Origin of the sequence: Vibrio sp. 1731 (assembly GCF_033339955.1) — a bacterium.
GTDB lineage: Bacteria > Pseudomonadota > Gammaproteobacteria > Enterobacterales > Vibrionaceae > Vibrio > Vibrio alginolyticus.
Window position 1 is genome coordinate 215,801 of sequence record NZ_JAWOVO010000005.1, and the last position, 14,837, is coordinate 230,637.

The window sequence follows — 14,837 nt, forward strand, 5'->3', positions numbered from 1 at the left end:
CGAAACCAACCATGAAGCACAGAGAGTAACGATGATCGATACCCACGCGCACATCTATGCTAGCGAATTTGATAACGACCGCGATGAAGTAGTACAACGCGCCTTAACGCAAGGCATTAATAAAATCCTGTTGCCAAACATCGATCTGGACTCAATTGAGCCCATGCTAAAAACCGAAGCGGCATATCCTGACGTATGCCACTCAATGATGGGGCTGCACCCTTGCTATGTGGATAACAACGTTGAGCAAACGTTGGAGATCATCCGCGGCTGGTTTGAGAAACACAAGTTTATTGCGGTGGGCGAAATCGGTATCGACCTGTATTGGGACAAAACCTATCGTGCTGAGCAAGAAATGGCGTTCGTAGCTCAACTTAACTGGGCAAAAGAGATGGATTTACCGGTCGTTATCCACACTCGTGATTCGATTGAAGAAACACTCACTTTGCTACGACAAGAGCAAGATGGTCGTCTGCGTGGTGTATTCCACTGTTTTGGAGGCAGCTTAGAAGAAGCACAAGCAATCAATGAGCTAGGCTTCCACTTAGGCTTGGGTGGCGTATCAACCTTTAAGAATGGCGGGATGGATAAAGTCATTCCACATTTGGATATGCAGTGGGTCATTTTAGAAACCGACTGTCCATATTTAGCGCCGGTGCCACACCGTGGTAAACGTAATGAACCAGCCTACACTTCTCTCGTTGCACAACGTGTTGCCGACTTGCGTGATGTCGACATCGCAACCATCGATGCCATAACGACTGAGAATGCCAAAAAGCTGTTTAATATTTAATTCACGAGAATTGAAAAAGCGACGAAATCAACGTCGCTTTTTTATCACCTAAACTATTGAATGAACGATTCAACCCGTTGAAATAGTAGAACAATCCATACAAAATTATTGATAAACATAATAATTAACTAGCAACTCTACTTACTTCTCATATCGTCACTTTACTTCGTCCGCTTTGCAAAACTGTCGACAACTCGACACATTATTTTTCTATACTGATTTACGCCCATTAATTAGCACAAATGTAAAACAGCATGAATATGGAAGTTGAAGTGTGTACACATGGTGCTTACTTACAACGCGTACCGCGCAGTTTTTTTCAAAAGCTGCTGGGCATCAAGGAAGTATACGTATGCACAAAATGTGGTTACGTCATGAAAGTTAAGTAATTAGCCCAAGAAAAAACCAACCGCAAAAAAAGCGGCTCAATTGAGCCGCTTTTCACATCTAGATTAGCCTTATTCTTCGGTTTCCGCTTCTACTTCTTCGCTTCGACGAGTATAAAAACGCGCGAAGAACAAACCGACTTCAAACAGTAAACACATCGGAATAGCGAGTAAGGTTTGCGAGATCATGTCTGGTGGCGTTAACACCATACCTACGACAAACGCAGCCACTATAATATAAGGACGTTTCTGTCTTAAATCTTCTGGTGTAGTGGCCCCAGTCCAACACAACAAAATAATCGCAACAGGCACCTCAAATGCGATACCAAACGCCATAAATAGCGCCAGCACAAAGTCGAGATAACTCGAGATATCAGTTGCAAACTCTACTCCACCAAGAGAGATGGCGGTAAAGAAGCCAAACACCAATGGAAATACCACGAAGTAGGCAAATGCCACTCCACAGTAGAACAATAGCGAACTAGAGAACAGCAGTGGCATGATCAATCGACGTTCATGCTTGTACAAACCTGGCGCTACAAAGGCCCAAACTTGATACAAAATAAACGGCACCGCAATAAATACCGAAGCAATTAACGTCAGCTTAAGTGGCGTAAAAAAAGGTGACGCTACATCCGTAGCAATCATGGTCGCGCCTTCAGGTAGACGTTCTACTAAAGGTGCGGAAACAAACTCGTAAATGTGGTTAGAGAAATAAATTAGTCCGACAAACACGACCAACACTGCGAGGATTGAGCGCAGTAGTCGGTTGCGAAGCTCCAACAAATGACTAATTAAAGGTTGTGTCTGCTCGACGGTAGACATGGCAAACCTCTTATTAAAAACCAGATCAAAAAGGAGCTACCAATCACTAGTAGCTCCTCCTAATGAGACTATTCGGCTTTCTTATCTGCCGCTGTAACCTTGCTCTCTTGCGCTTTCTCTACCTTTTCTGCTGCTAGCTCTGTTTTTACAGGCTCAGCCTCTGAATCGGTGTTCTTTGCGTAAGGACGATTTACAGATTGCGCTGCCTTCTTCAACTCTTCAACTGAAGATTTCAACTCAGGGGACAAATCATCCATCCCCATTTGTTCTGCTTTGCGCAAGTTTTCTTGCAGCTCTTGGACTTTCAGCTCGTGTGACAATTCGTCTTTGACGCTATTTGCCATACTCTTAGCGGCACCGATAAAGCGAGACACGCTGCGAATAGCATGAGGCAAACGCTCCGGCCCAAGAACGACCAGACCAACAACAGATATTAATACCAGTTCCCAAAAACCGATATCAAACACGTTTTACGCCTGCTCTTTGTCTTTTTTCGTTTCAGGAGCAGCTTCTTTTTTCTGCTGCTCTTCTAGACTTTTTGGTTCGAAGTCTGCGTCTTTGTCATTTTTCGCAGGTTCATCTTCGCTCATCGCTTTTTTGAAGCCCTTAACGGCACCACCCAGATCGCCACCGATACCGCGTAGTTTCTTTGTTCCGAATAGCAATACAACAATTACAGCAATGATTAGAAGTTGCCAAACACTGATACCACCCATTCTCTTTACCTCGGGTCTTTAAACAAACAAAAATATTTCAAGAGTTTAACGTCTATTGACGATAAGCTCGCCAACTAAGCAGCCAAAATGTGACACCTGCGATACCGCAGGCCAACGAAAGCTGCTCAAAAGCATCGTTCACCAATATTGCCGAGCATACGACTAAAGTCGCGCCAACGCCAAACAAAAACTTTCCTGTCGCCTGCTGGCGCTTGCTCTGGCGATACCCTTGATAAAGCTGATCCATACGTTGATTCATCGCTTTACCTTGTTTCAGGCTATCGTAAAGCAGCTCTGGCAGTTCAGGTAATTTCTCTGCCCAAAATGGTGCGCGGTCTTTAATCGCATTCACTAGAGCTTGCGGCCCAACTTGATTCATCATCCATTCTTCCAGGAATGGTTTTGCGGTCTCCCACAAATCAAGTTGAGGATATAGCTGCCTACCAAGCCCTTCCACGTACAACAGCGTTTTTTGCAACAGTACAAGCTGTGGCTGAACCTCCATATTGAATCGACGTGCCGTATTGAACAAATTCAACAACACATGACCAAAGGAGATTTCGCACAATGGCTTAGCAAAAATAGGCTCACACACAATGCGAATCGCGAACTCAAACTCATCGACATTGGTATCCGCAGGCACCCATCCTGAATCCACATGTAACTCCGCCACTCGGCGGTAGTCACGATTGAAAAACGCCAGGAAGTTTTCCGCCAGATAACGCTTGTCTTCGCTATTAAGTGTACCAACGATTCCGCAATCTAGCCCTATCCACATTGGGTTCTCTGGATGTTCGGGTTTGACGAACACATTACCCGGATGCATATCGGCATGGAAAAAGCTGTCTCGGAACACCTGAGTGAAGAACACACTCACACCGCGTTCCGCGAGCAATTTCATATTGGTGCCATTTGCTTTCAAGCCTTCAATATCAGAGACTTGAATGCCATATATTCGCTCAGAAACCATGACAGTTTCATTACTGAAGTCGGGAAAAACTTCAGGAACATATAATTCTTCGCTGCCTTCAAAGTTGCGGCGCAACTGAATGGCATTCGCCGCCTCACGTCGCAAGTCGAGTTCATCAAGCAGGGTTTTCTCGTACTCACGCACGACTTCAACTGGTTTTAAACGACGTGCTTCAGGCATCGCTCCGGCGACTATACGCGCCATTCGGTGCATCAGTTTTAGATCTGAATCAATGACTGGGCGAATATCTGGGCGGATAACCTTTAATACCACTTCTTGGTTAGTGTCTTTTATGCGCGCAGTATGTACCTGAGCAATCGACGCAGACGCCAGTGGTTTGATATCAAACTCGGTAAACCATTTTTCTAACGGACCACCTAATGCTTGCTCCATCTGCTTTTTTGCCAACTCGCCATCAAAAGGAGCGACTTGGTCTTGAAGTAAAGCTAGGGGATCAGCGATATGCGGAGGAAATAAGTCACGGCGCGTCGACATCATCTGACCGAACTTAATCCAAACCGGCCCCAGCTCTTGCAGTGCTAAACGCAGACGTTCACCGAGTGGTTTTTCTGGGTGCTTGTTCTTAATCCAAAACAAGCTTTTGCGCAGTAAAAGCGGCGCTTTGGTCAGTTGGTGATCGGGAAGCAACTCATCTAAGCCGTATTCCAGTTGTACTTTGGCGATGTGGTATAAGCGCTTTAGTTCTGCTGGCGTCATGGTTTCTCCAATGCAGGCTTATCTGCATCCAGCTTATTCAGCAAAGCCGTTAAACGAGCTTCAATGCGAGAAGCCTGGCTGCGAACCTCATCAACTTGGTCGCAGAAATAGGCCACTTCTAACGGAGCGGGAGCCAGTTTCCATTCTTCAGTCACTACTTGCGCAAGATGACGCTGGTGTTTTTCTGCTTGAGACGCAAGAAAGTTGCCGATGTTTTTTGAACCTTGCACAAAGGTATGTGCGGCGACATCGCCAGTCACGCGAGACAACCACTCTTCAACATCTGGTTTGCAATCCACCATCAACTGAGAGAATTTCTGCGCCAATTGAATATCGCCTTCGAGTTCAAGTTTATCTTGTTTAATAAGACGAGTGATGTTGGCCTGATCGCGCAGCTCTGGTAACACACTCAAGTTGAGCGATAGATAGCAGTTAGGCTGCCCTTCGTAATGACCGAGCACATCAATTTGCTGACTAAAAACGAATGTCAGTGTTTTATTGATCTCTTTCAGGTGAACTTGAATAACTTGACCTTTTAGACGCGCTAAACGACGGCCCAATGCAGGGTCGTCTTTGATCAGTGTATTCAGTGACGTTTCAATCACAGCGGTGATAAGTGGTTCAAATGGCATGCCGTTAACCCTTAGAATTTATAACCGCGATGCAAAGCCACAATACCACCAGTTAAGTTGTAGTATTTGGTGTTTTCAAAACCTGCTTCTTGCATCATGCCTTCCAGCGTTTCTTGGTCTGGATGCATACGGATTGACTCCGCTAGGTAGCGGTAACTCTCTGAGTCATTCGCAACTAGCTCACCGATTCTCGGCAACAAGTGGAATGAATATGCGTCGTATACTTTCGATAACGGCTCTAGCACTGGTTTTGAAAATTCCAACACCAATAGACGGCCGCCTGGCTTCAGTACGCGGAACATTGAACGAAGCGCTTTGTCTTTGTCAGTCACATTACGCAAACAAAAACTGATGGTGATGGCATCAAAATAATCATCTGGGAACGGCAGTTCTTCTGCGTTGGCTTGAACGTAATGCACGTTACCCACAATACCGTTGTCACGCAGTTTATCGCGACCAACGTTAAGCATTGAGTTATTGATATCGGCAAGGATGACATGGCCTTCATCGCCAACAATACGCGAGAATTTCGCCGTCAAATCCCCCGTACCACCACCTAGGTCAAGAATACGCTGGCCAGGGCGAGCGCCACTACAATCGATAGTGAAGCGCTTCCAAAGGCGGTGAATACCACCTGACATCAGGTCATTCATGATGTCGTATTTTGTTGCCACGGAGTGGAATACTTCGGCAACCTTAGTCACTTTTTCGTCTTTTGCCACTGTAGAGAAACCAAAGTGAGTGGTTTCATTCTCTAACGCTGTATTGGATTGCAAACTTGTGTCCGTCATTCTAATTCCTCTTAGGCAGCGCTTTCCTCTACGGGGCGTTTGTTGACAAATAAAATCGCCCACTGCACTGCGGGCGATTAGTTTACTTTATCCTCAGCCGGATGTCTTTCTACTAACGGGTCATTTTCTGAAAATGCATCACTCTGCGCTAACTGCGCGAGGTCGGAAGAAATCGGTCGTTTAATTTCAACTCCCAAGTGTTTAAAGCTTTCGGCTTGGCGAATCACATTTCCGCGCCCTGTGGCAAGCTTGTTCATCGCACCTTGATAGCTTTGATTCGCCTTATCCAGCGCACCACCGAGCCCCTCCATGTCGTCTACAAACAATCGTAATTTGTCGTAGAGTTTTGTCGCACGCTGCGCAATCATTTTGGCGTTTTCATTTTGGCGTTCATTGCGCCATAGATTATCAATGGTGCGCAATGCCACCAGCAACGTTGTTGGGCTCACCAAAATGATGTTTTGCTCCATCGCGTCTTTGATCAAACTTGGATCGGCTTGAATCGCGACTTGGAACGCCGACTCAACCGGGATAAACATCAGAACATAGTCCAAACTCTGAATACCTTTGAGTTTGTGGTAGTCCTTCATGCTTAACCCTTTGATATGTGCACGTAGAGCAGCTAAGTGCGCATTCAAAGCCTGATCGCGCTCAGCATCAGTTTCGGCGTTGAAGTAGCGCTCATAGGCAACCAGCGCCATTTTAGAATCCACAACCACTTGTTTGTTTTGTGGGAGATGCACAATGACATCAGGTTGGTAACGCTTGCCTGCTTCATTTTGTAAGTTCACCTGAGTCTGATATTCGTGCCCTTCACGCAAGCCAGATTCGGCAAGTACCCTAGCGAGCACCACTTCGCCCCAGTTACCTTGCTGTTTGTTGTCCCCTTTCAACGCTTGGGTCAAATTAACCGCTTCACGCGTCATTTGCTCGTTCAAACGTTGCAGGTTTTTCAGCTCATGCACTAGGGTATGGCGCTCTTTAGCTTCTTGGCTAAAGCTGTCATTAACGTGCTTTTTGAACCCTTCTAACTGTTCTCTAAGCGGTGACAACAAGCCTTCTAAACTCTGACGGTTTTGCAAATCGACCTTCGCGGTTTTTTCTTCAAACAATTGGTTGGCCAAGTGCTCAAATTGTTGTTTCAAGCGTGCTTCCGCTTGTTCTAAAATTTGCAGTTTTTCGGCATTAGCTTGGTTAATTTGCTCATGGCGAGCTTGCTGTTCACGCAGCTGCGTTTCTAGACGTGATTTGTGTTCACGCATTTGACCAAGCTCATCAAAGTATTGCTGGCGCTCTTGCTTTACAGCCTCGAAGTAACGCAGTTTTTCCATTGCTGCCATCAGCTTTCCATGTGTTTGGCGTACTTCAAACGCGGCTTTATCGCGCTCATCATCTAATTCATCCAACTCTTGCTGGGCATCGGCAAGGCTTTGCTTGACCTGTTCAAGTTGCTGTTGATGAAGCTGTTTTTCTGAAAAAAGTTGTTGCTCGAGAAGCTGAGTTTGGGTGATAAAACGCTGTTTCACCCACCAACCGGCAGCGACACCACTAAGCGTGGCAGCACAAAGAGAAGAGAGAATGAGAGATTGGTACTCAAGAATCCATTGCATAATAGCGAGTTAGCCTGTGTTTTGTATCTATAACAATGGTATTTAGACACTGGATAAATGTCCAGTTTGTTGGATGAAAAATCCTCGCATACACTAGGCCTTCCTATAATATTCTTTCTTCCGCTCAAATTATCCAAACCGAGCGGCACATCATCACGCAGAGGCATCATGAACGAGCGTCGCGCCCTAGGATTTGGGCTCTCAGCAGTATTACTTTGGTCTACCGTTGCAACCGCATTTAAACTCACGTTGGCAGAATTTACGCCGATTCAAATGCTATGCATTGCCAGCATCGTCTCTGCGATTGCGTTAACAGTAATCTGTGGTGTGCAAGGTAAACTGGGCCAGTTAAGCGCTACATTTTTCTCAAACCCTTGGTATTACCTACTGCTTGGGTTGATTAACCCTTTGGCGTATTACGTTATTCTGTTCAAAGCATATGACTTGCTGCCCGCATCTCAGGCTCAAGCGATCAACTACAGCTGGGCCATCACCTTAACGCTAATGGCCGCTGTTTTCTTAGGACAAAAGATCCGTGGTAAGGACTGGCTGGCTTGCGGTTTTAGTTATGTCGGCGTGATAGTGATTGCCACACAAGGCAATCTTTTAGGCATGGAATTTGAGAGCCCGTTGGGTGTTGGTCTTGCGCTGCTATCAACGCTGCTGTGGGCCGGTTACTGGATTTTAAATACCAAAAATAAGGCCGACCCTGTGGTTGGCGTTCTGCTCGGCTTTTTGGTCGCTATTCCATTCGCCATTGGTTTAAGTCTTTATGAAGGTGCTGGCTGGCAGATGATCTCAGTTAAAGGCTGGGCAGCGGTGACGTATGTCGGACTGTTTGAAATGGGGATCACTTTCGTTTTGTGGCTGAGCGCACTCAAATCAACGCAAAACACCGCGCGTATCAGTAATCTGATCTTTGCTTCTCCATTTATCTCACTCATGTTGTTAGCTACCATCATCGGCGAAGAAATTCATCCTTCAACCTTGATTGGCCTGGTATTGATCATCAGTGGCTTAGTCATTCAGCAAGTCTCATGGGGCAAGAAAACCAAAGCGGTAAACGCTTCTTCATCACCTATCAAAAGCCCTAAAAAACGATGCAATAAGTTGGATAAAAAAGAGATATAGATAACATTTTAATGATAGAAAGCACTTTACGCTGCTAGGATTTAGCTACGCGTTGGATACGATACTCACAAAGCCCAATAGCTTACGCTAGATTCTAATATAATTACCTTTGGGCGATTTAGGACTCGTTATTAATTATGTTTCGCTTCGCTATTCCTTCGCCTTTGATGGCAGACTGGCAACACGTTCTGCGACAATGCTGTAATGTAACTCAAGCTCAGGGACAGCTTTATACTCTGAGCGATACTCAGCAGTGGCTATCGACTGAGGTGTCCACCTCAACCCAAAATCATCGTGCTATCGTCGATGTGATAACGCAAGTTGTCGATCACTTTACGCCGACAGATTTTACAGTTAGCCATACCCCCTTTGAAGAGCAAACCTTGAGCATTGGACCGATTTGGCTACCTAATGGCGAATTGATTGCCGTACTGACACTGACTCACACTAATGATCAATCAACGGTTGTTTCGGCATGGCTAAGCGCAATCGCGGGGCGGATCAGCTTTGATATCAACTTGCACTGTCAGCAAGAACAAACGCGACATCAAAGCGCCGAAATAAAGCCAACACCAACACTACAAGAGTTTATCGACTGCCTTGAAGACCACGTATGGATAAAAGGCATGGATGGCCTTTATTCGATGACCAACCGAAGCGTAGAAAACGCGTGGCAAAAAACCAACAGTGAAATCATTGGAAAAGACGATTTTGCCCTGTTTAGCCATGAACGTGCGGAAAAATTCATTGATGCCGATAAATTGGTGGTAGCCACTGGCACGCAAAATATTGTTGAAGAATGCCGTCAAATTGATGAAAACAATAACCCCACTTGGCTAGAAACCATTAAGTCTCCTGTCCGTGATCATGCGGGAAACTTAATCGGCATTCTGGGGATGACACGTAACATCACCCGCCGAAAAATGGTAGAAACGCAGCTCTCCTTAGCGTCCCAAATTTTCAACAATTCGCAAGAAGGCATGGTCATTACAGACCGCAATGCCAACATCATTGATGTAAACACGGCTTTTACCCAAATTACAGGTTACCGCTCTGAAGAGGTGATAGGAAAAAACCCACGAATTCTGCGCTCAGGCCATCATGATCAAGGTTTCTATCAACAGTTGTGGCATCAACTCGAAAACAAAGGCCAATGGAAAGGCGAATTCATCAACAGAAAGAAAGATGGCAGCATTTATCCGCAATTAGCGACCATTAGCGCCGTAATGGACGATAAAAACCACCTTATTAACTACATTTGTGTGTTTGAAGATATCTCTGTGCGTAAGGCACACGAAGAAAAGCTGCAGCGCATGGCTTTTTACGATCCATTAACCAATCTACCTAATCGAACCCATTTACTCAGCTTACTTGAGCAACACATCGAAACCGGACACAAAAACCAGCAGACGTTTGCCACCCTATTCTTAGATATCGACCATTTCAAACACATCAACGATAGCATGGGCCACTTCTGTGGTGACCAATTGCTGTCTAAGTTAGCGATTCGTCTGCAAGATGTTCTTCACCTCAATGCGCATGTGGCTCGCATTGGCGGCGATGAATTTGTGATTATTTTGCCAGACATCCATAGTGATGTTGCCTTATTGGAAACCGTCGGCGATATTCTAAGCGTATTCCAGCAACCATTCGACTTGGCAAATCACGACTCACTTCGTGTCTCGACCAGTATTGGTATTGCCTTGTACCCAAGAGACGGTCAAGACAGTGAAACCTTACTGAAAAACGCAGACACCGCGATGTACTTAGCGAAGAAAAATGGACGCAACGGCTACGCGTTTTACTCACCGGATTTGACCGATAAATCCGTATCCCATGTACGCATTCAATCCGCTTTGCATCAAGCAATAGAAAAACAACAACTCCGGTTAGAATTCCAACCGCAATACAACTTGGAACGAAATACGATTGTCGGCGTGGAAGCTTTATTACGCTGGCAGCATCCAGAATTTGGCCTTGTACCACCAGCAGACTTTATTCCAATTGCAGAAAAAACAGGGCTGATTCAAAGCATTGGTGAGTGGGTGTTACAACAAGCTTGTTTGCAAGGTAATGCTTGGCTGGACCAGGGCATCGAGTTTGGCAAAATCGCCGTCAATGTTTCTGCGTTGCAGCTTCAGCAGTCAAATTTCATTCAGCGATTAAGTACCATCCTCGATAACACCGGATACCCTGCCCAACGGTTAGATTTGGAGATCACAGAGAGCTTTTTACTGATCGACCCTCAACAAGCCATTGCATCGTTAAATCAATTACGAGAACTGGGTATTGAGATTTCTCTGGATGACTTTGGAACTGGCTATTCGTCTTTGTCTTACTTGAAAGGTTTGCCAATCAACAAACTGAAAATTGACCGCTCATTTGTCAGTGATGTGCCAAGTAATAGCGACAGCAACGCGATTGTGAATGCCATTATTGCCATGGGAAAAACGCTGTCGTTGAAAGTCGTCGCGGAAGGGATAGAAACTCGGGAACAAGCCGATTATTTATTCGAAAAAGGCTGTATTTATGGTCAGGGATATTTATTTAGTCAGCCAGTGAGCGCTGAAAAACTGTTTCGTTGAACCAGCTTGCCCCTCAAGTCACTCTCGCGGTGCCACGTCCGCGGAGGTGATTTGCTTTGCTTGATTTTGGGTTGATTGGCATAGCTCTAGGCGATCAACCAAAATATTGATACAAACCAGTAACGGCACACCGATCAATAGTCCCATTCCGCCCCAAAGCCAGCCCCAAAAAACAAGCCAAACAAAAATCACTAACGGGTTTAAGTTAAACCTTTTCCCCAATAGTGTTGGTGTAACAAACTGACTTTCAATCAAATTGAGCAGTAAATAGATAGACACCACCGTCAGCATAAAACTGACCGACTCCAACTGAAGATAAGCAACAAAGCCAAAGCTCACCATGGATATGACAGGGCCGAGGTACGGCGCAAAATTCATCACGCCTGCAAATGCGCCCCATAGAAATGGATCTTCAAGGCCTAGAACAAAAAACACGGCCCCGACACTCAACCCCAGCCCAGCATTCACTAAAGTGATGGTGCCAATGTATCGAGATAGGTCTTTCTGTAGCGCTTTGACCAACTCAATCGCTTGGCGCTGTTTGGCGAACCCATGTAAGTAAGACACTGACTTTCGAAATAAGCTTCGTCCATGATTGAGCATAAAGTAAACCATAAACAGCACGATCATCGCTTGTGTCAAAATCGTCGGCGTAGTGGTCGCGAGCGTTTTTACCAAAGAAAATACGGTGTTGTTCCCGACCTCATCCATACTCATATCGTTGGCGATATTCAATGGAGTATTAAGGTGATCAGCCGAAGCTTTAGTAACTTCGCTTACTTCTTGCGACACATTTTTCACGATACTGGGCAGCTCAGACCACCATTGCTTGGCGGGCTCCGACATGGCGGCAAGACCAATAATTGAGGCGCCAACGAGGAATGACAGCGTCAACACGACGGTAATAGCACGTGGTAAACCTTTGTCTTCAAGATAATTAATGAAAGGGCTGCACAGCAGAGAAATAAAGGTGCTAAGCACAATAGGTAACAATATTGGCTTGGCAAAATACAGCCCTGGGACGAGTAACAGGACGAGAAGCGTTGCACCAATCGCAGTGTTGGCAGGAATGTTCAATTTCGCTGTCATAATAAGCTCAGAATCGGTAAGAAAATTTTGCGGTGAAATCCGCTATTAGAGTGGTTCGCCCTCTGTCGTCGCAGCGTTGCTTACTTGTGTTGCTGCATTTCCATTTTGCTCCGCATCTGACTCATCCAGAGAAGCTGCCGCGACCGGCTTTGTGAGCGAATCGGTAATATCAGACACGCTGCTAACCAATAGCCCCATTGACGAAATAGAAGAAGTCAGTCGAGACAATCGACCTGCTTTTGCTGCGGTAACGGCAACGACAGCACTAATGCCTAATGTCGTCCAAGGGTTTTCTCTCACAAACTTCTTGGTGGTAAACGTGAACATTTCCATCGACAAACAACATTGCTCTAGAGATGCTTTACCTTCCATCCGCTTGATCCGCATGGCTCGATTGAGCTTTTGTAGCGAGCGCATCCCACCCCTCCTGTAATTGTTCTGTCGTATTTTTGAATCCAAGAAATCCAACTAAACGCTTCTGCCACCAGGCTAAAGCAAATAATGCCAAGCCTAATGATGTGATAAATACACCCACGGCAACATATACGTTGGCAGTTAACTGATAAGCCACCACCCCAGAGGCAAGGCACAAACTGAATACGAACAATACCGACAATAGGGTAAAAACAACGGTACACAGCAAAATCTGACGCACTGCGGACACGTTAACTTTCATCTCCAAGAGGAACAAATCCAACGTTGAACCTGACCATGCTTTTAGCGATTTCGTCAGTTGGTCCAATTGCGCAAGAATGCTGCTCAAACCATTAATGGTTTGTTGGATATCCTGTTCTTCTGCCCCATCAGGGGCTCGGCCGCTGTCTGAAGCCGCCGAGCCTGATTGCTGATTGGTAACTCGCCCTGAGTTATTCATGTGAAGCCTCGCCTTTCTGTTGTGTGGCTTAATCCTTGGTGACCACTATTATTTGATCAGCTTCGAAACCGCCCAACCAGCAAGGAAGGCACAGCCTATGCTCAGCAATGGGCGCTCCTTGATTACATTTTCTGCCGACTTAGTCGCCTGCTGAACTTGCTGTGCACCGACATCCAGCTTCTCTTTGGCTTGATCTTTCATCGCGCCAACGGCTTCCGTCGTGGCTTGTTCCGCTAAGTGATATGCTTCTTCTAACTGCTCTTGAGGTTTTACTGTGCTTTCTTTTGTAGTAGCCATAACTAGCCTCCATTAATGAGTTGAATAGTGAATCAAGTGAAACAATGTTTGACCTCACTTACTCCCTACAAAGCCATATCCATGCCAGAATTTTAAGCTGTTGTTTTTTATTGATTTTATTTTTATTTCGATAAAAAGCCGTATCTGTACGTGTAATTCTTTCCAGGCTTTCCCCGCCATTCTTGTAATTTTTTCTTAGCGCCTTACCGACTGTTAGCAATTTATTGCAAAACAAGACATTAAGTCACTGATTAATAAGACTTAAAACTCATTGGCATACAACCTGCAATTGAAGATGAACATCGTGTTTGTATTCCATACGCTCAAACACCCCTATCACCAGTAAATAAGGAGTGGCATATGAAAAATGAAAACATCGCCTCAATCATTGAGCTTATCGAAAGCGGAAATGAAATTTACAACAAGGCCATCGAGAACATCGACAACACTTCTTTGAATAATGTGTTGGTAGAACTGCTCAGAGTACGTGAGCGTGCAGTCATTGAGCTCACTCCCTACTCTCTAGCAAGTAACAATGAAGAATCTGCCGACGACACTCCGGTTTCCTACACCATCAAGGCGCGTGAGGTCTACAGCGACGTGATGAAGGAAGTGTCCTCTGACAAAGAGTCTATGTATTTAGAACAGCTTGAAGGTGTCGAAAGCAAGGTACTCAAAGAGATTGAGAATTTGATTACTTCCCACCCAGAGCAGGCGGATAACTCGGTTCTGCTGAAAGTTCGTAGCGATATAAAAAGCTGCAAAGAAAAACTCAGCAGCATCAGCCTTATTAGCTAAAACTTGGTGGTCGCCTTTGCAATAAAGCTCGGTATTGATCAAAGAAATGGCCAACTTGCTTTGGCCATTTCTGACAAGCCCACAGGCGCATTAACATAACCATCACGAGAAATGTCCCACGACAATAGTCATAAATAAAGAGGTCACTATGACATTGGATAACAATCGAGTAAGGGAGCTACTCGTAAAAATGACACACCATCGCCAAACGTGTTTGCCTCTCGTTAACCCGCAATCACATATGACACTCGCAAGAGCGGCATATCGATTCGTGAAAATAGAAAAAGTGATGATCAAAAAGATGGCGAAGCTGTTCTTCGATCAAGATGGTGAACAATTCATTGCAGAAAATGCCACCGAATACGGTGTTGCCGAGTTAGGCAATTACAAAGAAATGCATTTTATGAATAAATTACTGTTAGATGATTTAAAAGCCCTGCTTAGAGCCATTGACGACACCAACTTAACCGCACTTGTTTCTTATTGGTTAGCTGCTTTACAAGTTGAAAACGATGAAATTGAAAAGCACTTACCTCAGGGTGAGTAATTATACTCGCCCTTCTTTCTTTCACTTTGTTTAACCCTCATCCCCAATCAACCTAGTAAAAGGTGCAGATAGAAAA

At 45.2% G+C, this 14,837-nt stretch carries 16 protein-coding genes; 5 read left to right on the top strand and 11 right to left on the bottom strand.

All coding sequences use genetic code 11. The features are described from left to right. The first annotated feature begins 31 nt into the window (after positions 1-31). Positions 32-793 carry a TatD family hydrolase gene (locus R7035_RS08305; RefSeq protein ID WP_005379240.1) on the top strand — a complete coding sequence of 254 codons (762 nt, stop codon included), beginning with the start codon at positions 32-34 and terminating at the stop codon, positions 791-793. Between the two features lie 458 nt (positions 794-1,251). On the opposite strand, the gene tatC is transcribed toward R7035_RS08305, so the two are convergent. From tatC to rmuC, 7 genes are all read right to left on the bottom strand, one after another. Further along, positions 1,252-2,004: a twin-arginine translocase subunit TatC gene (gene tatC / locus R7035_RS08310; RefSeq protein WP_005379234.1), complete on the bottom strand. Its 753-nt coding sequence runs from the start codon at positions 2,002-2,004 to the stop codon at positions 1,252-1,254. Positions 2,005-2,072: 68 nt separating this feature from the next. Then, entirely contained in the window at positions 2,073-2,471 is a 399-nt protein-coding gene (tatB, locus tag R7035_RS08315) for a Sec-independent protein translocase protein TatB (protein ID WP_225468030.1), read from the bottom strand. A gap of 3 nt (positions 2,472-2,474) precedes the next feature. Beyond that, positions 2,475-2,720 (bottom strand): Sec-independent protein translocase subunit TatA, encoded by a 246-nt coding sequence (tatA, locus tag R7035_RS08320; RefSeq protein WP_005382958.1) that lies wholly within the window; start codon positions 2,718-2,720, stop codon positions 2,475-2,477. Between the two features lie 52 nt (positions 2,721-2,772). After that, complete coding sequence (gene ubiB / locus R7035_RS08325) at positions 2,773-4,407, bottom strand: ubiquinone biosynthesis regulatory protein kinase UbiB (protein WP_005379226.1); 1,635 nt, start codon at positions 4,405-4,407, stop codon at positions 2,773-2,775. Further along, positions 4,404-5,039, bottom strand: coding sequence for an SCP2 domain-containing protein (locus R7035_RS08330; protein WP_005379213.1), 636 nt, complete (start codon positions 5,037-5,039; stop codon positions 4,404-4,406). Before R7035_RS08330 ends, ubiB begins: the two co-directional genes overlap by 4 nt. A gap of 11 nt (positions 5,040-5,050) precedes the next feature. Further along, entirely contained in the window at positions 5,051-5,830 is a 780-nt protein-coding gene (gene ubiE, locus R7035_RS08335) for a bifunctional demethylmenaquinone methyltransferase/2-methoxy-6-polyprenyl-1,4-benzoquinol methylase UbiE (RefSeq protein ID WP_225468029.1), read from the bottom strand. 77 nt (positions 5,831-5,907) lie between these two features. Next, positions 5,908-7,440: a DNA recombination protein RmuC gene (rmuC, locus tag R7035_RS08340; RefSeq protein WP_318146087.1), complete on the bottom strand. Its 1,533-nt coding sequence runs from the start codon at positions 7,438-7,440 to the stop codon at positions 5,908-5,910. A gap of 168 nt (positions 7,441-7,608) precedes the next feature. Between rmuC and R7035_RS08345 the strand changes: the two genes are divergently transcribed. After that, positions 7,609-8,571 carry a DMT family transporter gene (locus R7035_RS08345; RefSeq protein ID WP_318146088.1) on the top strand — a complete coding sequence of 321 codons (963 nt, stop codon included), beginning with the start codon at positions 7,609-7,611 and terminating at the stop codon, positions 8,569-8,571. Between the two features lie 137 nt (positions 8,572-8,708). Next, a complete protein-coding gene (locus R7035_RS08350) occupies positions 8,709-11,156 on the top strand; it encodes an EAL domain-containing protein (RefSeq protein WP_318146089.1) in 2,448 nt (815 codons plus the stop codon). A gap of 18 nt (positions 11,157-11,174) precedes the next feature. Here R7035_RS08350 and R7035_RS08355 read toward each other — a convergent pair whose 3' ends face one another. The 4 genes from R7035_RS08355 to R7035_RS08370 are packed head-to-tail and all read right to left on the bottom strand — an operon-like array spanning position 11,175 to position 13,416. Further along, a complete protein-coding gene (locus tag R7035_RS08355; RefSeq protein ID WP_005379202.1) occupies positions 11,175-12,245 on the bottom strand; it encodes an AI-2E family transporter in 1,071 nt (356 codons plus the stop codon). 45 nt (positions 12,246-12,290) lie between these two features. Further along, a complete protein-coding gene (locus R7035_RS08360; protein WP_005379200.1) occupies positions 12,291-12,617 on the bottom strand; it encodes a hypothetical protein in 327 nt (108 codons plus the stop codon). After that, on the bottom strand, positions 12,607-13,119 hold the full coding sequence (locus R7035_RS08365) for a phage holin family protein (protein WP_318146090.1): 513 nt from the start codon (positions 13,117-13,119) through the stop codon (positions 12,607-12,609). Before R7035_RS08365 ends, R7035_RS08360 begins: the two co-directional genes overlap by 11 nt. 48 nt (positions 13,120-13,167) lie before the next feature. Beyond that, positions 13,168-13,416: a hypothetical protein gene (locus tag R7035_RS08370; RefSeq protein ID WP_005379196.1), complete on the bottom strand. Its 249-nt coding sequence runs from the start codon at positions 13,414-13,416 to the stop codon at positions 13,168-13,170. A gap of 360 nt (positions 13,417-13,776) precedes the next feature. On the opposite strand from R7035_RS08370, the gene R7035_RS08375 reads away from it, so the two are divergent. Continuing rightward, positions 13,777-14,214 carry a DUF2383 domain-containing protein gene (locus tag R7035_RS08375; RefSeq protein ID WP_005379194.1) on the top strand — a complete coding sequence of 146 codons (438 nt, stop codon included), beginning with the start codon at positions 13,777-13,779 and terminating at the stop codon, positions 14,212-14,214. A 148-nt stretch (positions 14,215-14,362) separates the two neighbouring features. Continuing rightward, entirely contained in the window at positions 14,363-14,761 is a 399-nt protein-coding gene (locus tag R7035_RS08380; RefSeq protein ID WP_005379193.1) for a hypothetical protein, read from the top strand. Positions 14,762-14,837: the final 76 nt, after the last annotated feature.